The organism is Serratia sp. BNK-33-b, from assembly GCF_048684565.1.
GTDB lineage: Bacteria > Pseudomonadota > Gammaproteobacteria > Enterobacterales > Enterobacteriaceae > Serratia > Serratia marcescens.
In genome coordinates, this window is the sequence record NZ_JBLQTZ010000001.1 from 3,372,773 (window position 1) to 3,395,534 (window position 22,762).

20 protein-coding genes are annotated in these 22,762 nt (G+C 61.9%); 7 read left to right on the forward strand and 13 right to left on the reverse strand.

Annotated elements, in window-relative coordinates:
• Nucleotides 1–56: 56 nt before the first annotated feature.
• From glnP to ybiO, 3 genes are all read left to right on the forward strand, one after another.
• Nucleotides 57–716 (forward strand): glutamine ABC transporter permease GlnP, encoded by a 660-nt coding sequence (glnP, locus tag ACMGGK_RS16195; protein ID WP_420278088.1) that lies wholly within the window; start codon nucleotides 57–59, stop codon nucleotides 714–716.
• A complete protein-coding gene (glnQ, locus tag ACMGGK_RS16200; protein WP_004939230.1) occupies nucleotides 713–1,435 on the forward strand; it encodes a glutamine ABC transporter ATP-binding protein GlnQ in 723 nt (240 codons plus the stop codon). Before glnP ends, glnQ begins: the two co-directional genes overlap by 4 nt.
• A gap of 154 nt (nucleotides 1,436–1,589) precedes the next feature.
• A complete protein-coding gene (ybiO, locus tag ACMGGK_RS16205; RefSeq protein WP_097102505.1) occupies nucleotides 1,590–3,809 on the forward strand; it encodes a mechanosensitive channel protein in 2,220 nt (739 codons plus the stop codon).
• 2 nt (nucleotides 3,810–3,811) lie between these two features.
• Here the strand turns inward: ybiO and ACMGGK_RS16210 are convergent, their stop codons facing one another.
• From ACMGGK_RS16210 to rlmF, 6 genes are all read right to left on the reverse strand, one after another.
• Nucleotides 3,812–4,822 carry an alpha/beta hydrolase family protein gene (locus ACMGGK_RS16210; protein WP_420277024.1) on the reverse strand — a complete coding sequence of 337 codons (1,011 nt, stop codon included), beginning with the start codon at nucleotides 4,820–4,822 and terminating at the stop codon, nucleotides 3,812–3,814.
• Entirely contained in the window at nucleotides 4,810–5,448 is a 639-nt protein-coding gene (locus tag ACMGGK_RS16215) for a GNAT family N-acetyltransferase (protein WP_143778744.1), read from the reverse strand. Before ACMGGK_RS16215 ends, ACMGGK_RS16210 begins: the two co-directional genes overlap by 13 nt.
• An 11-nt stretch (nucleotides 5,449–5,459) precedes the next feature.
• On the reverse strand, nucleotides 5,460–6,029 hold the full coding sequence (locus ACMGGK_RS16220) for a TetR/AcrR family transcriptional regulator (RefSeq protein WP_049299523.1): 570 nt from the start codon (nucleotides 6,027–6,029) through the stop codon (nucleotides 5,460–5,462).
• 174 nt (nucleotides 6,030–6,203) lie between these two features.
• Nucleotides 6,204–7,508 (reverse strand): methyl-accepting chemotaxis protein, encoded by a 1,305-nt coding sequence (locus ACMGGK_RS16225; protein WP_420277025.1) that lies wholly within the window; start codon nucleotides 7,506–7,508, stop codon nucleotides 6,204–6,206.
• 308 nt (nucleotides 7,509–7,816) lie between these two features.
• Nucleotides 7,817–10,816, reverse strand: coding sequence for a DUF4214 domain-containing protein (locus ACMGGK_RS16230; RefSeq protein ID WP_420277026.1), 3,000 nt, complete (start codon nucleotides 10,814–10,816; stop codon nucleotides 7,817–7,819).
• A 210-nt stretch (nucleotides 10,817–11,026) separates the two neighbouring features.
• The gene (rlmF, locus tag ACMGGK_RS16235) at nucleotides 11,027–11,992 is read right to left on the reverse strand and encodes a 23S rRNA (adenine(1618)-N(6))-methyltransferase RlmF (protein ID WP_170913119.1); all 966 of its coding nucleotides are present in this window, start codon (nucleotides 11,990–11,992) and stop codon (nucleotides 11,027–11,029) included.
• Between the two features lie 118 nt (nucleotides 11,993–12,110).
• Here rlmF and ACMGGK_RS16240 point away from each other — a divergent pair, with 118 nt between their 5' ends.
• Together ACMGGK_RS16240 and bhsA are read left to right on the forward strand one after the other, a co-directional pair.
• Complete coding sequence (locus ACMGGK_RS16240; protein WP_033640932.1) at nucleotides 12,111–12,740, forward strand: flavin reductase family protein; 630 nt, start codon at nucleotides 12,111–12,113, stop codon at nucleotides 12,738–12,740.
• A gap of 169 nt (nucleotides 12,741–12,909) precedes the next feature.
• Nucleotides 12,910–13,170, forward strand: coding sequence for a multiple stress resistance protein BhsA (gene bhsA / locus ACMGGK_RS16245; RefSeq protein ID WP_420277027.1), 261 nt, complete (start codon nucleotides 12,910–12,912; stop codon nucleotides 13,168–13,170).
• Between the two features lie 68 nt (nucleotides 13,171–13,238).
• Here bhsA and ACMGGK_RS16250 read toward each other — a convergent pair whose 3' ends face one another.
• Nucleotides 13,239–13,655, reverse strand: a complete 417-nt coding sequence (locus ACMGGK_RS16250) for a putative T6SS immunity periplasmic lipoprotein (RefSeq protein ID WP_016928526.1) — start codon at nucleotides 13,653–13,655, stop codon at nucleotides 13,239–13,241.
• A 275-nt stretch (nucleotides 13,656–13,930) separates the two neighbouring features.
• Between ACMGGK_RS16250 and ACMGGK_RS16255 the strand changes: the two genes are divergently transcribed.
• Nucleotides 13,931–14,566 carry a carbonic anhydrase gene (locus tag ACMGGK_RS16255; protein ID WP_004939270.1) on the forward strand — a complete coding sequence of 212 codons (636 nt, stop codon included), beginning with the start codon at nucleotides 13,931–13,933 and terminating at the stop codon, nucleotides 14,564–14,566.
• Nucleotides 14,567–14,629: 63 nt separating this feature from the next.
• On the opposite strand, the gene ACMGGK_RS16260 is transcribed toward ACMGGK_RS16255, so the two are convergent.
• From ACMGGK_RS16260 to ACMGGK_RS16275, 4 genes are read right to left on the reverse strand one after another with little or no spacing between them, the layout of a single operon-like run.
• Complete coding sequence (locus ACMGGK_RS16260) at nucleotides 14,630–16,486, reverse strand: M3 family metallopeptidase (protein ID WP_143778741.1); 1,857 nt, start codon at nucleotides 16,484–16,486, stop codon at nucleotides 14,630–14,632.
• Between the two features lie 46 nt (nucleotides 16,487–16,532).
• Nucleotides 16,533–17,492: a DNA-binding protein YbiB gene (ybiB, locus tag ACMGGK_RS16265; protein ID WP_420277028.1), complete on the reverse strand. Its 960-nt coding sequence runs from the start codon at nucleotides 17,490–17,492 to the stop codon at nucleotides 16,533–16,535.
• A gap of 38 nt (nucleotides 17,493–17,530) precedes the next feature.
• Nucleotides 17,531–18,160 carry an FMN-binding negative transcriptional regulator gene (locus tag ACMGGK_RS16270; RefSeq protein ID WP_016928529.1) on the reverse strand — a complete coding sequence of 210 codons (630 nt, stop codon included), beginning with the start codon at nucleotides 18,158–18,160 and terminating at the stop codon, nucleotides 17,531–17,533.
• Between the two features lie 57 nt (nucleotides 18,161–18,217).
• Nucleotides 18,218–19,642 (reverse strand): MFS transporter, encoded by a 1,425-nt coding sequence (locus tag ACMGGK_RS16275; RefSeq protein WP_420277029.1) that lies wholly within the window; start codon nucleotides 19,640–19,642, stop codon nucleotides 18,218–18,220.
• A gap of 99 nt (nucleotides 19,643–19,741) precedes the next feature.
• Here ACMGGK_RS16275 and ACMGGK_RS16280 point away from each other — a divergent pair, with 99 nt between their 5' ends.
• Nucleotides 19,742–20,581 carry a helix-turn-helix transcriptional regulator gene (locus tag ACMGGK_RS16280; protein WP_049299516.1) on the forward strand — a complete coding sequence of 280 codons (840 nt, stop codon included), beginning with the start codon at nucleotides 19,742–19,744 and terminating at the stop codon, nucleotides 20,579–20,581.
• Here the strand turns inward: ACMGGK_RS16280 and ACMGGK_RS16285 are convergent.
• Both ACMGGK_RS16285 and ACMGGK_RS16290 read right to left on the reverse strand, forming a co-directional pair.
• A complete protein-coding gene (locus ACMGGK_RS16285; protein WP_049299515.1) occupies nucleotides 20,578–21,207 on the reverse strand; it encodes a LysE family translocator in 630 nt (209 codons plus the stop codon). The two genes, ACMGGK_RS16280 and ACMGGK_RS16285, sit on opposite strands and share 4 nt — an antisense overlap.
• A gap of 79 nt (nucleotides 21,208–21,286) precedes the next feature.
• Nucleotides 21,287–22,738, reverse strand: coding sequence for a bifunctional 2-methylcitrate dehydratase/aconitate hydratase (locus ACMGGK_RS16290; protein ID WP_049299532.1), 1,452 nt, complete (start codon nucleotides 22,736–22,738; stop codon nucleotides 21,287–21,289).
• Nucleotides 22,739–22,762: the final 24 nt, after the last annotated feature.

Sequence of the window (22,762 nt, forward strand, 5' to 3'; positions counted from 1 at the left end):
CCCCCTGCGCTTCGTTGTATCTGATACCCACGTTTGGGATCACCGGGAGAAATATCATGCAGTTCGACTGGAGCGCCATCTGGCCCGCCATTCCTATCTTGTTAGAGGGCGCCAAAATGACCCTGTGGATTTCGGTCCTCGGTCTGATTGGCGGCCTGATCATCGGCCTCGTCGCCGGCTTTGCCCGCACCTACGGCGGTTGGATCGCCAACCACATCGCGTTGGTGTTTATCGAAGTGATCCGCGGCACGCCGATCGTGGTGCAGGTGATGTTCATCTACTTCGCCCTGCCGATGGCGTTCACCGATTTGCGCATCGATCCGTTCACCGCGGCGGTGGTGACCATCATGATCAACTCCGGCGCCTACATCGCGGAAATCACCCGCGGCGCGGTGCTGTCTATCCATAACGGTTTCCGCGAGGCCGGCCTGGCGCTCGGCCTGTCGCGCCGCGAAACCATCCGCTACGTCATTATGCCGCTGGCGCTGCGCCGCATGCTGCCGCCGCTGGGCAACCAGTGGATCATCGGCATCAAAGACACCTCGCTGTTCATCGTGATCGGCGTGGCGGAGCTGACCCGTCAGGGTCAGGAAATTATTGCCGGTAACTTCCGCGCGCTGGAAATCTGGAGCGCCGTGGCGGTTATCTATCTGATTATTACCCTGGTGCTGAGCTTCGTGCTGCGTCGTCTGGAAAGAAGGATGAAAATCCTGTGATTGAATTTAAAAACGTCTCCAAGCATTTTGGCCAAACCCAGGTGCTGCACAACATCGATTTGAAGATCGACAAAGGCGAAGTGGTGGTGATCATCGGGCCGTCCGGCTCCGGCAAATCCACCCTGCTGCGCTGCATCAACAAGCTGGAAGAAGTCACCAGCGGCGATCTGATCGTCGACGGCCTGAAAGCCAACGATCCGAAAGTGGACGATCGGTTGATCCGCCAGGAAGCCGGCATGGTGTTCCAGCAGTTCTATCTGTTCCCGCACCTGACGGCGCTGGAAAACGTCGCCTTCGGCCCGATCCGCGTACGCGGCGCGAAGAAGTCCGATGCGGAAAAGCTGGCGCGCGAGCTGCTGGCCAAAGTCGGTCTGGCGGAGCGCGCCCACCATTACCCGTCTGAACTGTCGGGCGGCCAGCAGCAGCGCGTGGCGATTGCCCGCGCGCTGGCGGTGAAGCCGAAAATGATGCTGTTCGACGAGCCGACCTCCGCGCTCGATCCGGAGCTGCGCCACGAAGTGCTGAAGGTCATGCAGGATCTGGCCGAAGAAGGGATGACGATGGTCATCGTCACTCATGAAGTCGGCTTTGCCGAAAAAGTGGCGTCGCGCCTGATCTTTATCGACAAGGGCCGGATTGCCGAAGACGGCAACCCGCACGATCTGATCAATCATCCGCCAAGCCCGCGTCTGCAGGAGTTCCTGCAGCACGTGTCCTGATCCAAGCGGTTTAACGGCGGGCGCGCCACGCGCCCGCCGCTTTCATTCCGCACGCTCTCCCACGCCCCGTCGCGCCACCTTTCCTACTATATTGATTGTTTTTCATCGTATTGCTTTTATATCCGCCGATCACAGAACGCCAAAGAGAGGAACCATGCCGCCAAACGCATACTCCCGACGAGGTTCTCATCTGCGAGAACACCTGCTTTTCCTGCTGCTGTTGCTGGCCCTGAACGTCTTCGCACCACCGGCCCTGGCGCAAAATGCGCCGCCCGCGCCCGCCGACAAGAGTGAGCAGCAGAAAGCCGCCTACGCCGCGCTGGCCGATCTGCTGCAAGACGACAAAGCGCGCGCGGAACTCATCAACCACCTGAAACAGACCGCCGGCGACGCCCCCGCCGCCGCGCCGGCAACGCCGGAAGAATCGACGCCCGCTACGCTGAGCGACAGCCTGAACTCACTGGCGCAGGAAGGCATCGGCACCTTTAACCAAAAGCTCGGCGCGCTGCAAAAGCTGATCGACTCCGGCCCGAAGCGCGTTTTCAATCCCGCCGGCTTTTTCCGCGCGCTGGGCTACTTTCTGCTGACGGTGGCGGTCACCTTTGCGCTGTTCCACCTGATCCGGCGGCTGATCGCGCCGCTGTACAAACGCATGGGCAGTTGGGGACACAATGCGCGGCTACAGCGCGGCCCGTGGTATAAACGCCCCGCCGCCATTCTCGGCGCTTTCGCCATCGATCTGCTGGTGCTGCTGCTGGCGCTGGCGGCGGGCAATCTGTTCGCCCGCCACGTCCACGCCGACAGCGCCACCATTCTGCGGCTGCAGACCCTGTTTCTCAGCGCCTTCGCGGTGATTGAATTTTTCAAGGCGGTGCTGCGGCTGATTTTCGCCCCCAACTTCGACTATCTGCGCCCCTTCCCCTTCAGCGACCGGAGCGCGCACTACTGGAACACGCGCCTCGCCTGGCTCAGCGGCCTGATCGGCTACGGCCTGATGGTGGTGGTGCCGGTGGTGGCGGTACAAATAAGCTACCCGGCCGCCGCCACCGTCAACCTGGTGGTGATGCTGGCGCTGACGCTGTACGCCATTTGGCTGATCCTGCACAACCGCAAGCCGATACAGCAACAGATCAACCTGCTGGCCGAACGGTCGATGGCGTTTTTCAGCGTGATCCTGCGCGGCCTGGGGCATATCTGGCATCTTCTGGCGATCGCCTATTTTCTGGTGTTGTTCGTGCTGTCCCAGTTCGACATCGGCAACAGCCTGCGCTTTATGATGAGCGCCACGGTGAAAAGCCTGTTGGTGGTCGGCGTCGGCGCGCTGCTGTCCGGCATGCTGACCCGCTGGATTTTCCGCCGCATTTCACTGCCGACCGACGTCAATCTGCGCTACCCGATGCTCGAGCGGCGCATCAACTCCTACATCCCGAACGGGCTGAAGATACTGCGGGTGATGGTGGTGCTGGCGGTGACGCTGTTCCTGCTCGATGCCTGGCACCTGATCAACCTGTATCAATGGGCGGGCAGCGAAAATGGCCAGCGGACGCTCGGCGGGCTGGTGCATATTCTGCTGATCCTGTTGATCGCCGTGTTCAGCTGGACGCTGATGGCCAGCATCATCGAGCACCGCCTGGCGCTGGAGCTGAGCAACGGCGTGCGGCCGAGCGCGCGCGAACGCACGCTGCTGACGCTGTTTCGCAACGTGTTGGCTATCGTTATCAGCACCATCACCGTGATGATCGTGCTGTCCCAGGTGGGATTGAACATCGCGCCGCTGCTGGCGGGCGCCGGCGCGCTGGGGCTGGCCATCAGCTTCGGTGCCCAGACGCTGGTGAAAGACGTGATCACCGGCGTGTTCATCCAGTTTGAAAACGGCATGAACACCGGCGAATACGTCACCGTCAGCGGCATCACCGGCACCGTGGAGCGCATGACCATCCGCTCGATCGGCCTGCGCGACGACTACGGCGTCTATCACATCGTGCCGTACTCTTCGATCACCACGCTGGCCAACTATGCGCGTGAGTTCGGGGTGTACCGCGCCAATTACACCGTCAGCCGCGACGAGGACATCGATCGGGTCAATGCGGTGCTGCATCAAGCCATCGAGGCGCTGAAGCAGGATGAACAGGTCAAGCATTTCCTGATTGGCGAGCCGGTCTTCAACGGCGTGGTGGCGCTGGGCGATCGCTCGTTCACCACCCGCGTGACGGTGCGCACGCAGGCGCTGAAACAGTGGGTGGTGCAGTACGCTCTCGACCGGCTGGTGAAAATCCATTTCGATCGGGCCGGCATCGGCATGCCGCAGCAGGCGATGCAGATTTCCCGCGCGCCGCAGCCGCATGACGAGCAGGCGCCGCCCGCGGCGATCTGAGGTTAGCGCCCGCGCCCGCAGGGCTGAGCGGCCAGGAAGGCCGCCACGTCCTGCCGGTAGGCGTCGTATTGCACCGAACGCGGGGCAAACAGGCCCACCACGTTGGTCAGCCACGGATGGCGCGCGAACAGCGGCTTGACCATCACGTGATCGGCTTCGTCGATGCGCGTCACCGTCAGCAGCGAGGCCGGGATCGTTTGCCGGTAAACGCGCTCGGTTTCGTCCGCGTCCACGTTGACGTCGCGCCCGCCCAGGATCAGGTGCACCGGCGTGGTGAAATGCCGCAATCCCGCCGTCGCGTCGCTGGCCATGTTAGCGCGGATAAAGCGCCAGCGGTCGGCGCTCAATGCGGCGGCGGCGCCATACTCGCGGCGGTACTCCGCGTAGCCGTCCGATTGTTCGAGCAGCGTTTGGATATGGCGCCAATGCGCCTCGCGCGCCTGGATCTGCGCTTCATCATCCCCCGCCGCCGCCATCGCCGCCCGGGTGTTATAGCGCCCCTGTCGCAGCCAGTTGATCGCCGGCGCCACCGCCAGCGTAAACGCGATGTCGGGGCGCAAACGCGCCACCTCCGGCATCACCCACCCCGCCTGGCTGGTGCCCCACAGCCCCACGCAGCGCGCATCGAAGCGCCCGTCCCGCCGGACCCAGTCGATGATATCGACGGTTTCCCGCGCGCGATCCGCCATGGTCTGATGCAGCCAGTTGCCGCCGGAGCCGCCAACGCCCGGCTTATCGAAGGCTAAAACCGCATAGCCCTGCTGCGCCATCGCCTCCCAAATGCCGTAATAGCCTTCGTCGCGGCTGACGTTGGCCGGCCCATCGCCGTGCACGAACACCACGACGCCGGGCTTGACCGGCGCATGCTCCGGCAGCACCAGCGTGCCGGTCAACCGATTGCCGCCGGCGGTCACCGCGACCGGTTCGGTGACAAAGCGAAAGTCGTTGACGTAAATCACCCAGCCAAGCGCCGCCAAAACCAGCGCCACGAGGCACAGCCCTATTTTGCGCACGTCGCCTCCCCGTTGCGTTTCTCCATCAATATCCAATCGGCCTGGCCGAACAGCAGCCCCAGCAAGGCGTAATGCTCTTCGCGTCGCACCTGAAAGCCGCAGCGCCGGTACAGACGCTGCGCATTCACGTTGCGCCGGCTGACATGCAGGCTCAGACGTCGGCCTGCGCCTTGTTCGGCGGCGTAGTCATTCATCCACTGCAGCAGTCGCCTGCCCACCCCTTTACCGCGCTGATTCTCCGCCACCGCCAGGTAAGAGAGATACAGCTCATCGGCCGCCGGGGCATGCTGCAACACCGCCATTTGCAGATACATGCGCCAAACGTTCAGCCAGCCATAGCGGCGACACAGCCGCCAAATCGGCAATCCGCGAGGGCGCAACCCGCCGTCGCCCTCTGCCTCGGCCGCATTGAGGGCAAAGGCCGCCACCACCTGTTCATTCTGTTTCACCACGAAGCTGCGCTCCCGGCTGCCGCTTTGCCGCCAACACCACAGCCGATAGAACAGACGCCACTGAAGGCGGGCGCTCAGACGACGCGCGCACTGGAATTTGTCGCAGAACGCGGCGTAGATCAACGCCGCCGTTTGCAGCCGGTCAGCGTCGCGATAAGGCTCAATGTGCAACATATCAACCTCGACTAGGGATGCCGGTAGAGCAGTTGTTCCAACAGCCGCACCGGCGTGGTCCCTTCCGGCGCAGGCGACGCAAAGATCGCCTGCCGCCAGGCCTGGCTTTCGATCACGTCCAGCACCAGCTGCGCGAGCGGCAAGGGCGCTATCGCCGGCGCGATCTCGCCGATTTGCTGAGCCTCGGCGATCGTCGTCGCCAGCGCCTCAATCAACTGCCGCTGGTTGGCGCTGAACGGTTCGGCCAATGCCGGGTTACGCGCCACTTCAGCCACAATCTCCGCCGTCAGTTGCACATTGTCCGGTTCGGCGACAAAAGCGTGATAGGCGGTGAAAAAGGCCGACAGCGCCTCTTTCGGCCGCTTTTTCTCGGCCCGCAATGCGGCGGCGAACTCGGCGAATACGCCGTTTTCCAGCAGCGCGATCTCGCCGATCAGCGCCTCCTTGCCGGAAAAATGGTTATAGAGGTTGCCCACGCTGACGCCCGCCGCCTGGGCGATATCCCGCATGCTGGTCTGGTGAAATCCCTTATGGGTAAAGCTGTGCAGCGCAGCGTCGACAATCTTTTCTCGGTTTCCCATCGGCAGCTCCCGAAACGGTGAAGGGGGCGCCTGGCGCCATAAATTGAAATGAACGAACGTTCGTTCATATCAAGTCTAGCATAGACCGGTAAAATTGAACCGCAGCTCAACGGCACAGAGATCGGTGGGAAGAGACAAACGCCGCCCCGCTTTCAGGGGCGGCGTCCGGCAGACTCAGTGCAACGCGTCGCCCTGTTTCACCGACGTAAACGCCTGCATCAGCTTCACGACGTCATGCATGCCGATATTGACCTGGTTGATCACTTCTCCGGCATCGTGGGTCAATGCCACACCGCCGCCGGCCTGTTCCACGCAGGTCGCCATGCCGGCGATCGCCGCCGCCACGCCTTGCTGGATAGACTTGGTCATGCGTTCGATCTCGGTCGCCGCCTTGCGCGACTGCTCCGCCAGCGTGCGCACTTCATTGGCCACCACCGCAAAACCGCGCCCGTGCTCACCGGCGTGGGCGGCTTCGATGGAGGCGTTAATCGCCAACAGATTGGTTTGGGCGGCGATTTTACGAATGGCTTCGACGATGGTGCCGATCTGCTGAGAGCACTTGCCGAGCTCGGTGACCACGCCCGACGTTTCGCGCGCCGCCGCTTCGACCTGCTGCATGCCCTTCACCGCCTGCTGCACGATGACCGCGCCCTGCGCCGCCTGCCGGTCGGTATCGAGCGACAGATGATGCGCGTTGCGCACCATCTCTTCTTCATGCTGCTGCTGTTGCATCAGCCGGGTGATGTCCTGGGCGATCTTCACCACTTTCACCACCTGGCCGTCGTTGTCGAGGATCGGGTTATAGCTGGCCTCCAGCCATACCCGTTCGCCACGCCGGTTGACGCGCTCAAAACGCCCGGTGATGAACTCGCCGCGCGCCAGGCGCTGCCAGTGCCGCCGATAATCGTCGGAAGCGGCGAACGCCGGCGGGCACAGCACCGCATGCGACTGCCCACACGCCTCTTCAAGCCGATAGCCCATCAGCGCCAGCATATTGTCGTTGGCGCTGACAATGGTGCCCTGCGGCGTGAAAGCGATCATCGCCATCGATCGATTCAGCGCCGCCAGCAGGCTGCGGTGTTCCTGCGCCTGGGTCACTCGCTCGGTCACTTCGCTGGCGATCTTGACGATTTCCAACACCTTACCCTGTTTATTCAGCACCGGCGCGTAGGTGCCCTGCAGCCACACCGCCTCGCCGTTTTTCGCGATGCGCTTTATCGTGTCCGTGATGGGCTGCCCCTTATTCAGCGTCTCCCAATGCTTGCGATATAACGGGCTGGCGACATAGTTCGGATCGCAGAAAATACGGTGATGCCGGCCAATCACGTCATCGCGTTGAAATCCCAGCGTGTTGAGGAAGAGATCGTTGACGCGCAAGACCGTGCCGTCGGGCGAGAATACGATCATGGGAACGGCGTGTTCTATCGCGCCCAGTTCGGCGCCTTTGTGGGTAGTTAACTGACTGAATCGTAACAGCATAAGGTGTAGTCCTTGTGGCAGATGATGGCGCTTTTCTTATTTTGTCTGGCCACATGCCGCGCCCACACGCAGACGTGCCATCGCGGAAGGAACGGGCAGCGCCGAACCTTCTGGTTATTGCTATTAACCGGATTAAATTTATTTATTCAGTAAAGTAATTATTCGAATTTAAATAAACCAACAACCTAAGATTTTTATTATTAAATGCGTAATGAGAATAACGTAAGTAATGAAAATTGAAAGGTAAAATGCGGATTTTTATCGGCACCGGCAGGATAACCGGCGCCGTTGAGCTAACACATCGCCTCTTACGCGACCAGCGGCTCCGGCTCAGTCACCGTGCCGTTGAGCATGATTTCCGGCACATAACGCAGTTCATTGAGCAAACTTTGATGGTCCTGCCCCAAGAGCAGGATGACGCTGTCCGCCGCATCCAGACGGTGGTCATCATTGTTATCGACAATGAGGTAACTGCTGTTTTGCTCGCCGAGAACGCTGCTGACCCCGACCTTGGCGCTCAGCGCGCCAGGCTGACCGAGATCGAGCAACGCGGCCAACAGCTGGCTGGCGCTGCCGCCCTGCTCGGCCGTCAGGGCGCTGATTCTCGCCTCCATGCCTTGCGCATCGCTGACCCCATAATCCGCCAGCTTAGCGCCGGCGCCATGGGCAATCCGCAGGCCCGAAAGCACATCGTCGATGCTGCCCTGCGTCAGCGAAAAGTCTTTTAACGTCACGCCTGACGCCGCCGTGCTGCTCTGCAGCGTCACGTGGCTTTTCCCTGCGCCGGCCACGATCGTCGTGTCTCCCTGCACGTTAAATTGATCGCTGCCTCCTCCGCCTTTGACCAACAGCTGTTCGCCCTGTAGCCCAAGATCTTCCAGCAGCGGCGCCAATTTGGCCTGCGCGCCACCACTTAACGGCAGCAAGTCCAACATTTGAATGATCGTGCCGTCACCGCTGCCGCCATGAGAGGACGTCAGGGTGAACCCATTACCGGCGAAGGCCGAAGCGTCAACCTGGCGGACCTGAGTGTACCCCTCCGTTAGCGTCAGGTTGAAATTCGCGCCGCCGGACAACGTAATGTCTTGCACCTGATCATTTTGCCCCGTCAGCGTCAAGGCGCCATTTCCCCAGCCGCCGGTGTTAATGGCAACCAATGTCAATGGATTTTCATCGCCATGCGAGTCAAGCGCCAACGAGCCGGCATTACCGCGCCCGGAGAACAACAGATCGAAACGATCGGTGGCATTCTCAAGGAAGGCTATCTCCAGCCGGCTGTCCGCATGATCGCCGATACCGCTGATTTCAAGGCGCGCCGCATCGGCATTGGCGTTGATCACCTTGACGTTATCCGCCCGGCCGGACAACAACAATCCCTCACGGCCAAGCGCCTGCGCCGCCCGGCTCTGCACGACCGTCCCACCGTCCGTTCCCTCTACGGTGGCGTTGCCGCTCAGCACCCCGTAGTCAAACACATGAGCACTCGTCGCCAGCGCTTTCGTGCTGTAACCGTTCCAACCGATTTGCGTCAGCGTAGCTTCCGCCTGGCCGATGTAACCCGCCATATCTATCTGTTCGAAATGACTGAAGTTGGCGGCATTGCTGCTCACCGTACTGATGCGCACGCCAAAGAGATCGAGCGTCGAGGTCATTTTGACGATCAGGTTGGCGGACAAAATATCGTGCCCGTCACCGCCATCGGCGCTGAATATCCACCCCACATGATTGGCGCCGCCATCGGCATTGCCTCCCCATAGCAGGCTGTCATTGCCGTTGTTCAGATAAAAGTGCCCTTGGGCGGCGGCGAGATCGGCCTGCGAAGTGAGCTGCACCCGATCGTCGCCATAGGTGCCATGCACTGTCACATTGGCATTGTTTACCGTTATGTCCACCCCATACCGAGCCGCAGGGTTATTGTGCAGCCAGATATCCGCCGCAGCGTCGCCATTGACGATCAGGTAAGAAAGCTGCGAGGCATAGCTCAGGTCAACCGTGACGTCCGCGTCAGCATCCAGGAACACCCTGAAAAGCACGGCGGTTTCTGCATTGCTCAGCGTATGATGAGCATGCGTATTCACCGTACCCGACGCGTTGCCGCCGCCCTCGCTGGTGGCGAGAGACGCGGTCGTTTTATACGCCAGGCTGGCGCCGACATCGCGCGCGAACATCCACTGTTCATACTGAACATCACCTGTCGGCGGCGCATTGATCAGATCGGCGATCACCGCCTGCGTGACCAGGGCCTTGTCGCCGCCCAACGTCCGGTAGTGGTCCAACTGCTGTTCATTCGCCGCCCGGCCATGCACCGCCTGATAGACGTGCTGAATAAAGTCGTCCCCCTGTAAACCACCGATCTGCGCCTGAAATTCCGGCGTCGCCAGAAGGGCCGTGACCAATTCGGCATAGCTCAAGGTGCCGGAGGCCAGCGTCTTGCTCCAATTGTCCAGCGAGACGCTGTCCACCGCCCGCTCGGGCAATGCACGGAACAGCGCCGCTATCTGCTCCAGATACTCGGTCGCCGGCAGTTCGCCCGGCGAATATTCCTGGCCCGCCGCATTGAAATGCTGTTGAGCCGCCGCATCTTCCGGCGCCACCACCCCGCGCAACTGCGCGATCATATCCACCAGCAGATCGCCGCGCGTCGCGCCTTCCGCCAGCCGTTGCTGGTAAGCGGCCAGTTCAGTTGCCGTCGGTGGCCGTTCGAATCCCTGAGCGAACAGATGCAAAATGAAGTCATGATCGGAAAGATCGTTAAGCGGCAGGGTGGCAATCTTGCTCTGCGCCAACGCAGCCAGATCGCCCCCCTGATTGAGCAGCTTGCCGTCATGCGCAATTTCATCGGTCTGCCAGGGCGCTCGCAGCAGATAAAACATCGCCTGCGCGTCGCCGCTTCCGCCGGCGGCATCGGCGGCCGTGCCGGGATACAAACCTTCTGCAATGCACTGATCGAGCGCATCACGCTGCGCCAGCATCACCGGATCGTCCCCCAGATAGTTAAAGAGGTCGATGACGACGCTGGCGACAGCGCTGTTGAAATGCCCCTGTTGCAGTAAGGCATTGATGTAATCCGGATCGGGAGCGCTATTGTAAACGGAGAAATAAACCTGGCTGAGAATGTCGTATTCGCTTTGGCCGCTCATCCAACCAGCATCGGGTTGGCTCATTAGAATACTGGCCATATAGGCGGGCGGCTGGCTGCCGATATCAAATGCGCTGTCGTAGTAATCGATTTCCGCCGCCGTCGGCAAACGCCCGAAAATGCCGATGATTAAGGCGCCGATCTCTTGTTGCGTAGCTAAAGGAATCATAATAAATCCCGTCAGTGTAATGGACTAAGTTCGCGGCATGGCTGCGCCGCGGCCTGTCTCCTACCTCGCGAAGAGAGACATTGCACACTGCCTGGAGGGGTTTTTATAGGTATGACTACAGTTAAGAAATGCTGATGCGATAAGTCAATAAAACGGGGAAAACCGATCCTCGGTATGGGACTTTGCTCCCATACCGAGGCACCTGAAGGCTTAACGCCAGCGTTCGGCTGCCCAGGCGGCCTGTTGCTCGGCGTCGTGGAAGGTCCAGGCGACGAAGCGGCTGATCTTCTGCCCTTGCGCCATCTCGATGGTGCGCACCTCGGCCGCGCCCGCCACCTTCAGCGCATGATAAATGGCCGGCAACGTGGTGTTTTTCGAGATGAGCGAGGTGAACCACAGGCAGTTGTTGGCCTTGCCGACGCTCTCCTCCACCATCTTGCGCACAAAGGCTTCTTCGCCGCCTTCGCACCACAGCTCATTGTTCTTGCCGCCGAAGTTTTGCACCGGCTTGGCGGCCACTTCTCCTTTGCCCAGTTTATGCAGCTTGCGGCGGGTGCTGGCGCGCGCTTCCTGCTCGGACGCATGGAACGGCGGGTTGCACAGGGTGGCGTCGAATTTCTCGGCCGCGCCGATAATGCCGTTAAAAATCAGCTCAGGCTGTTTTTGCAGCCGCAGGCGCACGCTGTTGCGCAGCGTCGGGTTCATCTCGACGATCATCTTGGCCGAGTTGAGCGACACCGGATCGATTTCGGAGCCGGTGAAACGCCAACCGTATTCGCGCAGGCCGACGATCGGGTAAATGCAGTTGGCGCCGACGCCGACGTCGAGGATCGCCACGCCCTTGCCGCGCGGGATCTCGCCGCCGTTGCTGGTCGCCAGCAGATCCGCCAGGTGATGCAGATAGTCGGCGCGGCCGGGGATCGGCGGGCACAGATAATCAGCCGGAATATCCCAGTGTTCGATGCCGTAAAAGTGTTGCAGCAACGCACGGTTGAGCATTTTCACCGCCGCCGGATCGGCGAAGTCCACCGAGACATCGCCCCAGGCGTTCGGTTTTACGAACGGCGCCAGCGCCGGGCAGCTGGCGATCAGCGCCGGGAAGTCGTAGCGCGAACGATGACGGTTGCGCGGATGCAAGCCGCTTTTCTGCTGCGGGAAGGTTTTCTTTTTTTCCACCGTGACGGGCTCTCTTGAAGGGATTTCCGGCGCGTAAGATAACACATCCGGCCCGCAATGGCGCAGCGGCGGGAAACCCGGCACAATGAAAGCTTCATCGATTGCCGCAGGACGCCCCATGAACCGTGAATCTCGTTATTATTATGAACCCGCCGCCGGCCACGGCCTGCCGCACGATCCGCTGAACGCCATCGTCGGCCCGCGCCCCATCGGCTGGATCTCTTCCCGCAGCGCCGCCGGCTTGCGTAATCTGGCGCCCTACAGCTTTTTCAACTGCTTCAACTATCGCCCGCCCATCATCGGTTTCGCCAGCACCGGCTGGAAAGACAGCGTGGCGAATATCGTGGAAACCGGTGAGTTCGTTTGGAACCTGGCGACACGCCCGCTGGCGGAAGCGATGAACCACAGTTCCATCCCCCTGCCGCGCGGCGAGGATGAATTCGCCTTCGCCGGCGTCACGCCGCTGCCCGGGCGCCGGGTCAAAGCCGAGCGCGTGGCCGAAAGCCCGGTGAACTTCGAATGCCGGCTGACCCAGTGCATTCAGCTGCAAACCGCCGCCGGGGAACAGGTGGAGACCTGGCTGATATTGGGCGAAGTGGTGGCGGTGCACCTCGATCCGGCGCTGCTGGACGAACACGGCGTCTACCAGACCGCCGCTGCCGAACCTATCCTGCGCGCCGGCGGCCCAACCGCCTACTACGGCATTTCCGAACAGCACCGTTTCGATCTGGCGCGCCCGACGCGCTGATCGTCTCCCCCTGTTTATGCAGAAGATGAACGGGGGGAATTAATAATCAAAAAATCTGAACAAAATTGTCAACACTCTCCGATTTCATCCCGACTGTCACTGCGCAATAATCTTCCCATCGAAAGGCAAACCCCTTTCTCCCTAATTCACTTTGACAGGAATGACGAACATGAAAACCATCAAAAATTTTGCTTCCGCTATCGCCCTGGCCACCGCTTCTTTCAGCACTTTTGCCGCTGAACACGTCAGCGCCCAGGATGCCACCCAATTCGAAAAAGCCGGCGTGATCGTCGCCAGCGGCGCAACCGACCTGAGCAGCCTGAAGTCTCAGCTGGCCGCCAAAGCCGATGCTGCAGGCGCCAAGGCTTTCACCATCACCTCTACCAGCGGCAATAACCTGATGCACGCGACCGCGGTTATCTACAAATAATCGCCGCCCCAGACGTCAAAAAGCCCGCCGGATATCACCCCGGCGGGCTTTTTTGATGTTCGCGTACGTCAGCGCTGAATGGGTACGACAGCGAGTTTTTTGCCGTCCGCTTTATCAGCAACCACTGTAAATTCAGCCCAATATTTGCGCGGCGCCTCATTTGACGCATTGCCGACCGTCGCAATCTCAACCGAATAGCTATGCCCAATCTGGAACCCGCCGAAAGCCTCCGTCAGGCATTCGCCTGGCATCACCGCTATCGGTTGCTGACCTGGCGCAACCGAAGTGGACCATTCCGCCTTCCCGCCGGCCCCCGGTTGATAAATTCCGATGCCCACCAGCTCGCGTTTTCCGGCAATATCGTCCGGCACGCTAACGCATACGCGATTATTTTTAATGCTGACGTTTGCCGGATAGAACCAGGGATGCTCCTGCACACAGCCGCTCAGTAATACCAGCGCCAATAAAAAAGTCAGTTTCTTCATTTCATTGCCTTAGGGTTACGCGGCTCTTGGATGAACAACCGTAACACGGTTTCATAGCGAGTTTTAAATAGATACGACAGCTATTTGCCTATCGTCCGCTTCGTCAGCCCCCGCGCGCCAACGAGCCGGAAAACTCTGTCGCAAACAGGCAGAAACCCTGTATTCAATGGGGTTTGCGGGGGGCTTGCACACACATTTTTTTACCTGCCTATGGCTGGACTAACGGAAGAGGATGATTATCATGTTACGCAGACTACAGATGCAGAGAGCGTTGTATGCAACATATCATTGAAGGTTTCCTCAGTTTCCAGAAAGAGATTTTCCCACAGCGTAAGGAACTGTTTCGCAGCCTTGCCTCCAGCCAAAATCCTAAAGCGCTTTTCATCTCCTGTTCTGACAGCCGTCTGGTTCCCGAGCTGGTGACGCAGCAAGAACCTGGGCAACTGTTCGTTATCCGCAACGCCGGCAACATCGTTCCTTCCTTTGGCCCGGAGCCGGGTGGGGTTTCTGCGACCATCGAGTACGCAGTGGTGGCATTGGGTGTTACTGATATCGTGATTTGTGGCCACTCGAACTGTGGCGCCATGAAGGCTATCGCGTCCTGCCAGTGCCTCGACCCCATGCCTGCGGTAGCTCACTGGCTGCACTATGCGGATGCGGCAAAAGCGGTGGTCGAGAAGAAAACCTGGAATAGCGAAACAGACAAAGTTAACGCTATGGTGGAAGAGAACGTTATTGCTCAGCTAAATAATATCAAAACCCATCCTTCTGTGGCGGTGGGTCTGCGCAACAGCGGGCTACGCCTGCACGGCTGGGTGTACGACATCGAAAGCGGCGAAATTCGCACGCTGGATAGAAACACCAAGAGCTTCGTGTCTCTGGCCGATAATCCCGACGTCTATTTCGAATAAAATAACGCCTGGTTTTAACCATTAAATAAAATCCACGATTCCGCGTGGATTTTATTGTCAGCCTTAAACCAAACGCGCCTCTATCGCCGCGGCGAAGTCGCGGCACATCCGCTCGTCACCCTCGGCGTTGTCCGCCAATACCCTATCGCCATCCACTACCCGGATGTGCGCCTGCAAATCGAAATCTGCCGGCGGCTGCGGGCGCTTGGCCGCGGCGGCCATCGTCTGCTGCGCCTCATGCCACGCCTGCGCCACCGTCTGGTTGCAGGCCTGCGCCAGATAGTCCGGATTAAACCCTTCGCCGGTCAGGCTGCGCAGCGTGTCGTCATGGCTGACGCTGTTGCCCGGCAACCAGTAGTGTTGCGCCAGATCCGGGCCAATGGCCGGGTTGTCCGTCAGATAACCGTCGCGCTGCAGGAAGAAGTGGCGGGTTTGTTCCACCGCCATCATCGCCAGCAGGTAGCCCTGATAAGAACAGGCGGACTCCAGCGACAGCAGATGCGGGATCGCCAGCGTCGGGCGCGGGCTGCCGCTGATGCCGAGGATCTTCTGCTCAACCTCGCGCGCCAGCGCGGTGATGGCTTCCGGCGTGCGCTGCCCGTCATCCCACTGATACAGCGCCCACTCGAAGTACGGCACCAGCAGGATATGGCGTTCGTTGAACGCGCGCATCGGCTGGCGCGCCGCGATGCCTGCTTCGATCAGCGCATCGGGCACCGCCTCACCGGCGGCGTTTTTCGCATAGCGTTTCAGCCAATCGGCGTCGTCCAGCAGGCTGTCGCAGAACATCGACTGGGTTTCGGCATAGGCCATCGAAGTCGGCGGGAACTCCTGCGAGAAGCACGGCGCATTCTGGCGAATGTTGGCGAAATGCGCCGCATGACCGCCTTCGTGGAACAGCGTGTTAAGCCCGTAAGCCCCGCTGCCCACCTGCCCCGGCTGCGCCAGACTGGTGAAGTTGATGCGCGCCGGCACCCATTCCCCCTGGCGTACAAACGGCGGCACCGGGCCGTGCATGAAGCCGTTCTCATACTTGCCTTTGCGCACCAGCAGATCGAGGTTCATCTCCGCGCCGCCAAAACCGATGTGCAGGCGTTTGAAGCTGTCGACCCAGCGTTCCAGCGAACGGGAAAACGGGAAATAAGGATCCAGTTGGCGGGTGACGTCGCCGGCGCTGGCGAAGCGGACGTTCCATGGCTCCAGCGCCTGGCTGCCCTTCTCGGCCGCCAGCTGTTGCAGACTGCGCGCGTTGGCCTCGCGGGTTTCCCGCTCGAAGCGATCCAGAATGGCGAACAGCTGCTCCGGCGTCATGCGCTCGGTCTTGTTCACCTTGTAGTCGAAATAGTTGCGATAGCCCATTTGGCGCGCAAAGCGGTTGCGCAGGCCGATCAGCTCCGGCAGGCCGTTATGCAGCAGCCATTGCTCCAGATCGCGCAGCGCCTGCTGCGAGCTGCGGCGGTAGTCTTCGTTCGGGTTGGTCGCCTGGTTGGTCAACAGCTCGCCGAGCGAAGCCGCCACGCGCCGGCCATCGGCGTTCAGATGGGTGACCTGATAGCTCTTGCGGCGCGAGTAGAGATCGGATTCGGCGTGGATGATCTGATCCAACAGCGCCTGCGCCTGCGGGTCTTCAATGGCGTTGCAGTCGAAAAAGCGCAGCCAACCTTGCAGACCGTGGATCAGCGCATCGCGCTGCGCCTCCTGCGGCAACGCTTCCAATCCGGCCAGCAGATTGCGGATCTCGGCCAGCCGGCGCGGTTCGGCGATAAAGCGCTTATAGGCGCTTTCCGCGGCGGAAAAGCGCGCCGAGACGTCTTCGCCGCCGGTGCCCATGTAGTTTTGCCAGAACAGCTCTTCTTTGGCGCGGTGTACGTCGAGGTAATCCTGGTTCAATTGATTGAAGTAATCGAGAGCCTGTTGCATAACCGTCCTTCTCAGCCGATGAGGAAATATCCCAGTATAGTCGCGCTCAGGCCTGATGCAGGCGTTTCAGCCCCTGCTCCAGCGTCTCGCTCTCGCCGACGGCCACCAGGCAACAGGCGACCTGCCGCTGGATGGCCTGCGGGATCGCCACCTCGCCCGCCAGGCAGCGCTCGGTCCAGCGCGCGGTGGTTGCCGCGTCTTTCGCCGCCGGCAACGCCGGCGTTTCATCCTGCAAGGTGCGCTCCAGCAATATGCGCTGTTCGCCGCCGACGATATGGTGAATCTGCGGGCAGCGCAGCGGATTGGCGTAGGCTTCGCCTTCGGTGCCGTGCATCAACAACCCGCGGGCGCCGATCTGACGGAAAAACGACGCCACTCGGCCGACATACTCCGGGTGTGAGACGCTGGCGAGACGCAGCGCATCCTGTTCGCCGAACGGCGTCGCCAGCTTGGCCAACGTATGGGCGCTGTTGCGCACCCCCATGCGCCAACGCAGCCCGAGCTGCCGCGCCAGCGGCGCCGACAGCGCGGAAACCGGCATGAATACCGCCTCGCCGTTATCGAGACGCTGTTGGGCGTGAGCGGCCTGTTCCGACCACGGCAGCCCAAGCGCGCGGAAAATCTCGGCGCTGGTCACGCGGGTGCTGTCGTCCAGCACGCCGTGCACCACCACCGGCAGGCCCACTTTCGCGAGCAGCAGCGCCAGCAGCGGCGTCAGATTGGCCTGCTTGCGCGCGCCGTTATAGCTCGGCAGCACCACCGGCAATGGCCGCCCCTGCGGCGCCTGCAGCGGCAAGACCTGCTGCTGCATCGCCTGATAGAACCCCAGCATCTCCTCTTCGGCTTCGCCCTTGATGCGCAGCGCGATCAGAATGCCGCCCAACTCCAGCTCGGGGACCTCCCCGGCCAGCATCGCCTGATACAGCTCAAAGGCGGTCTGTCGATCCAGATCGCGCGCATGGTTTTTGCCGCGGCCTATTTCTTTGATAATTTTGGTGTAATCCATCCGAAGGTTCCCTCAGCTCACTCTTCGGTTAGCATACCCTATCCGCGCCGCCGCTCAACCTCCGCCGCCAGCCGCCGCTGCGCTTCATCGCCATCGCGCAGCCCGGCGATCACCCCGCCGGCATCGTCGGCGCTGCGGTTTTGGCTCATTTTCCATTTGCCTTCGCGCCGGGTGACGGCGATCTCGATACCGACGATGCCTTTAAGCTGTGCGGCGATGTAGTTGGCCGGCGCATCCTCGATCCGCCAGGGTTCAGGACGCCGCCCTTCCTGCTGCGCGGTGAAATCGATCAGTTGGCGGCGCAGCCAGGCCGGGTCGTCCGTCACCGTCGGCACGCCATGCAGCTGCACCACGCTGTAGTTCCAGGTCGGCACCACCTTGCCGGTCTGGCGCTTGCTCGGGTACCAGCCGGGCGACACATAGCCCTCCTGGCCCTGAAAAATTACCAGACATTCCGCCGCCTGTTGCAACCGTCGCCAGTGCTCGTTGGCGCGCGACAGGTGCGCCCGCAGCCGGATCTGCCCCTGTTCGACATCGGCCAGAAACGGCAGCGGATCGGCCGTCAATCCCTGCTCGCCGTGGCTGACCAACAGCCCCAGCGGGTGGGCGCGCACCAACGCCAGTTGGGCATCCAGATCGTCTTCACGAAATGCGGCGGGTTGAAACATCAGTGTGGCTCCTTATCGCTCTCTCATGATGTCGACAGTAAAGCACCCGCCGGCGGCCTACTTAAGATCCGCTTTCTGAGTATTTCGAGTGATCCGGTTTAACAAGATCAGGGCGACGCCCATCGCCACCAAATTACAGAGCATCGCGCCGGCAAAGGCCTGCGCATAGCGTTCCGCCGCGCCGCCGCTCGCCAACAGCGGCACAAAACCGACGCCGCTGACCACGATGCCCAGCGCGCCCCCCACCTGCTGCACGGTGGCCACCAGACCCGCCGCCATGCCCGCCTGCCGCTCCGGCGCCAAACCGAGCACCAGATTCAGCAGCGGCGTCATGCTCAGCGCCTGGCCGAATCCCAGCACGACCAACCCCGGCAGCAGCCGCAGCGGATGCGCCAGCGCCCCGCCCCACAGCGCCTGCGCCATCAATAGCGCCAACCCGGCGGCGTAAATCGCCACGCCCACGCTCAGCACGCCGTTGCCCCAACGCAACGTCAGCCGGGGCGCCAGCATCGAGGCCAGCATAAAGGCCGCGCTGGCCGGGGCGAACAGGCTGCCCGCCTGAAAAGGCGTCAGCCCCGCCCCCGCCTGCAGCAGCAGCGCGAAGCACAAGAAAAACGAGGAGGCGGTGGCATAAATCGCCAGCACCACCGCCATGCCCGGCGCGAAGCCCGCCTGGCGGAACAGCGCCGGATCGAGCACCGCATCATCACCGCGCTGCGCCAGGCGGCGCTCCCAACGCAGGAAGCCCCACAGCGTCAGCAACGCCAATGCCAACATCGGCGCGATCCACCGCGGCCAACCGCGCGCCGGGCCTTCCAGCAATGGCAGCAGCAACAGCGACAGGCCGGCCGCCGCCAGCCACAGGCCAACGCCGTCCAGCCGCTGCGCCTGCGCCACTCGCGATTCGGGAATGCGCCGCGCCGCCCACAGCGCCAGTGCGCCGATAGGCAAATTGATCAAAAAGATCATGCGCCAGCCGCTGCCGAACAGGTTGGCCTCGATGATAAATCCGCCGAGGATCTGGCCGAAGATTGCCGCCAACCCCAGCGTCATGCCCAGCCAGGCGAAGGCGCGCCGCCGCTGTTGCGGCGCGTACAGCACCCGCATCAAGGCGTAAATTTGCGGGAACAACAGCGCCGCCGCCGCCCCCTGCAGGATACGCGCGGCGATCAGCAGGCTGAGCGATCCCGCCAGCCCGCACAACAGGGAGCTCAGCGTGAAACCCAGCATACCGAGGCTGAACAGACGCCGACGCCCGAAGCGATCGCCCAGACGCCCACCGGCGATCAACAGCACCCCAAACGCCAGTTCATAACCGGCGACGATCAAACCGATACCGGCGAAATCGGCGGCGAACTGTTGCTGGATCACCGGCGCCGCCACGTTGACCACAAACAGATCGAACACCGTGACAAAACCGCCCAACAGCAGTACCGGCAGGCCGGGCAATCCCCGCCGTTCACCAGATAATGAATGTTCCATACCACCTCCAGAGATTATGATGGCCGCAGTATGGAATAGAGTTTAAACTGTTACTATATAGCCATTTATACTATTACTGACAGCAACAGGACGGCCGACATGCCCCCACGCACCCTCGAACGCACCCGCCACGAACTGGGGGATTTTCTGCGGCAAAAGCGAGAACAACTGTCGCCAGAGTCAGTCGGCTTGCCGAGCGGCAGCCGCCGCCGCACGCCGGGCTTGCGGCGCGAGGAGGTGGCGGCGCTGGCCGGCGTCGGCCTCACCTGGTACACCTGGCTGGAGCAAGGCAGGGAAATCAATGCGTCGGTGACGTTTTTGGAAAATCTGGCGCGGGTGCTGCAGCTCGACGCCGCCGGCCGCTACCACCTGTTTTTATTGGCGCATCAGCGCCCGCCGGTGCCGGTCGGCCATCAGTGGTGCCAGGTTTCGCCGTTGGTGCGGCGCCTGCTGGACGACCTGACGCTGCGGCCGGCCTACGTCATGAACCTCAGTTGGGACATCATCGCCTGGAATCCGGCGGCGCAGCGGCTGTTCGCCATCGGCGAGCGCCCGGCGCAAGAGCGCAACATGTTGTGGATGCTGTTTGCCGATCCGCAGCTCAATGCGCGCCTGCTGGAGTGGCGGGCGCAGGCGCCGCAAATCCTGGCCAGCTTCCGCCGCGACTACGCCCGCGCGCCGGAGGATGAGGTGATGCGCCAACGGGTACAGGCGCTGGAGCAGGTATCGCCGCAGTTCCGCCAGCTCTGGCGGCAGCATGATATTCACGGACGTTGCCAGGGGCGGCGCAGCTTCACCCTCCCGGAGATCGGCCCGGTCACCTTTGACCACGCCTCTTTCATCGTCGACGAAGAGAACCACCTGCGGCTGGTGATGTACAGCGCGCTGCCGGACGAACCGGCCAGCGCGGCGTTTGAAGCGCTGCTGCGCGAAGATTAACGACGGCTGTCGAAAATGAGTTTGCAGGCCAGCCCGGCGAACACGCCGCTCAGCAGGTAGTTCGGCCAACGGGCGCTGAAGCGACGGCCGACGAAACGGCTTTTCATGCCGCTGACCGCCAGGATCACCCCGCCGTTAATCAGCAAGCCGACCAGATTCAGCACCGTCGCCAGCGCCAGCATCTGCACCACCACCGAGCCGGCGCGCGGATCGATAAACTGCGGGAACAGCGCCAGCACGAACAGCGCCATCTTCGGGTTGAGGATGTTGGTCAGCAATCCCTGACGGAAAATGCGCGCCGTCGGCACCGCCTGCAACCCGGCGGAAGCCTGCAGACTGCTGCCGGATCGCAGCGTTTTCCACGCCAGATAGAGCAGATAGGCCGCGCCCAACATTCTCACCGCGTCGTAAGCCAGCGGCACCGCGACGAACAATTGCGACAGCCCCAGCGCCGCCGCCAGCGCGTGGCAGTAAGTGCCGAGCTGAATGCCCGCCAGCGAAGCGAAACCGGCGCGCCGCCCCTGGCTGACGCTGCGCGAAGCGATCAGCAGCATATCCGGGCCGGGGGTCAGCGCCAGCGCCACGCAGGCGCCGGAAAACAACAACAACGTTGCGGCATCAACCATGAATCACCTGATAAGAAGACAGACGGAAATGGAGCGTCCATCATAGCGACGCCGACGTGGCTTGTCAGCGCCGCTCGCGTCAGATCACCCACAAATCGAGATACTCGTTGACCGGCATCTGCGCCAGCCGCTGCCGGTCCAGCGACACCTCGAGAATGCGCTGCTGCTGCAGGGCCGGGAACTGGCGCGCCAGGTTGGTTTTGAACTTCTCGATCAGCAGCGGGATGCCCGCTTCACGCCGCCGCGCATGGCCGATAGGGTACTCCACCACCACCTCATCCAGACGGCTGCCGTCGGCGAACTCCACCGTCAGCGCATTGGCGATCGAGCGTTTTTCCGGATCGTGATAATCGCGCGTGAAGGCGGGATCTTCATGGCAGAGGATCTTGCCGCGCAATGCGTCGATGCGCGGATCCTCGGCCACCCGATCCTCGTAATCGGCCGCCGTCAGCCGCCCGAACAGCAGCGGGATCGCCACCATATACTGAATGCAGTGATCGCGATCCGCCGGGTTATCCAGCGGCCCTTGCTTGTCGATAATGCGCAGGCAGGCCTCATGGGTGCGGATGCTCACCCTGGCGATATCGGCGGCGGTTTTGCCGGCGGCCTGCATCTGGCGGTGCAGCGTCATGGCCGCCTCCACGGCGGTCTGGGCATGGAACTCCGCCGGGAACGAAATTTTAAACAGCACGTTCTCCATCACGTACGCGCCGTACGGCCGCTGGAAGCGGAAAGGTTCGCCGTTGAACGAGACGTCGTAGAACCCCCAGGTCGGCGCCGTCAGCGCCGAGGGATAGCCCATCTCGCCGGTGGCGGCCATCAGCGCCAGCCGCACCGCGCGCGCGGTCGCATCCCCCGCCGCCCAGGATTTGCGGGTGCCGGCGTTCGGCGCGTGGCGGTAGGTGCGCAGCGACTGCCCGTCCACCCACGCCAGCGACACCGCGTTCAGGATCGCCTCGCGGCTCAGGCCGAGCAGCTGTGCCACCACCGCGGTGGACGCCACCTTCACCAGCAGCACGTGATCCAACCCCACCCGGTTGAAGGCGTTTTCCAGCGCCAGGCAGCCCTGGATCTCATGCGCCTTGATCATGGCGATCAGCACCTGCCGCATGGTCAGCGGCGCTTTGCCCGCCGCCACCGCCTGGCGCGAGAGCCAATCGGCCACCGCCAGGATCCCGCCCAGGTTGTCCGACGGGTGGCCCCACTCCGCCGCCAGCCAGGTGTCGTTGAAGTCGAGCCAGCGGATCATGGCGCCGATATTGAACGCCGCCTGCACCGGATCCAGCTGGAAGCGGGTGCCCGGCACCCGGCTGCCGTTCAGCACCTCGGCGCCCGGCACCACCGGCCCCATCAGTTTCTTGCAGGCGGGGTAGCTCAGCGCCTCCAGCCCGCAGCCGAGGGTATCGAGCAGGCAATAGTGAGCGGTGCGGTACGCCGCCGGGGTATCGACGGCCTCTTTCATTACATAATCGACGATATCGACCATTTCGCGATCGAACGGCGGACGGCCGGTGTTGGCAGACTCAAGCATCATGATTCCCAAAGGCTCCATAGT

Coding starts and splice junctions, on each gene's coding strand:
- glnP (WP_420278088.1), top strand. CDS start 57: ATGCAGTTCGACTGGAGCGCCATCTGGCCCGCCATTCCTATCTTGTTA.
- ybiO (WP_097102505.1), top strand. CDS start 1,590: ATGCCGCCAAACGCATACTCCCGACGAGGTTCTCATCTGCGAGAACAC.
- ACMGGK_RS16215 (WP_143778744.1), bottom strand. CDS start 5,448: ATGTTGCACATTGAGCCTTATCGCGACGCTGACCGGCTGCAAACGGCG.
- ACMGGK_RS16220 (WP_049299523.1), bottom strand. CDS start 6,029: ATGGGAAACCGAGAAAAGATTGTCGACGCTGCGCTGCACAGCTTTACC.
- ACMGGK_RS16225 (WP_420277025.1), bottom strand. CDS start 7,508: ATGCTGTTACGATTCAGTCAGTTAACTACCCACAAAGGCGCCGAACTG.
- ACMGGK_RS16230 (WP_420277026.1), bottom strand. CDS start 10,816: ATGATTCCTTTAGCTACGCAACAAGAGATCGGCGCCTTAATCATCGGC.
- ACMGGK_RS16240 (WP_033640932.1), top strand. CDS start 12,111: ATGAACCGTGAATCTCGTTATTATTATGAACCCGCCGCCGGCCACGGC.
- bhsA (WP_420277027.1), top strand. CDS start 12,910: ATGAAAACCATCAAAAATTTTGCTTCCGCTATCGCCCTGGCCACCGCT.
- ACMGGK_RS16250 (WP_016928526.1), bottom strand. CDS start 13,655: ATGAAGAAACTGACTTTTTTATTGGCGCTGGTATTACTGAGCGGCTGT.
- ACMGGK_RS16255 (WP_004939270.1), top strand. CDS start 13,931: ATGCAACATATCATTGAAGGTTTCCTCAGTTTCCAGAAAGAGATTTTC.
- ACMGGK_RS16260 (WP_143778741.1), bottom strand. CDS start 16,486: ATGCAACAGGCTCTCGATTACTTCAATCAATTGAACCAGGATTACCTC.
- ybiB (WP_420277028.1), bottom strand. CDS start 17,492: ATGGATTACACCAAAATTATCAAAGAAATAGGCCGCGGCAAAAACCAT.
- ACMGGK_RS16270 (WP_016928529.1), bottom strand. CDS start 18,160: ATGTTTCAACCCGCCGCATTTCGTGAAGACGATCTGGATGCCCAACTG.
- ACMGGK_RS16275 (WP_420277029.1), bottom strand. CDS start 19,642: ATGGAACATTCATTATCTGGTGAACGGCGGGGATTGCCCGGCCTGCCG.
- ACMGGK_RS16280 (WP_049299516.1), top strand. CDS start 19,742: ATGCCCCCACGCACCCTCGAACGCACCCGCCACGAACTGGGGGATTTT.
- ACMGGK_RS16285 (WP_049299515.1), bottom strand. CDS start 21,207: ATGGTTGATGCCGCAACGTTGTTGTTGTTTTCCGGCGCCTGCGTGGCG.
- ACMGGK_RS16290 (WP_049299532.1), bottom strand. CDS start 22,738: ATGCTTGAGTCTGCCAACACCGGCCGTCCGCCGTTCGATCGCGAAATG.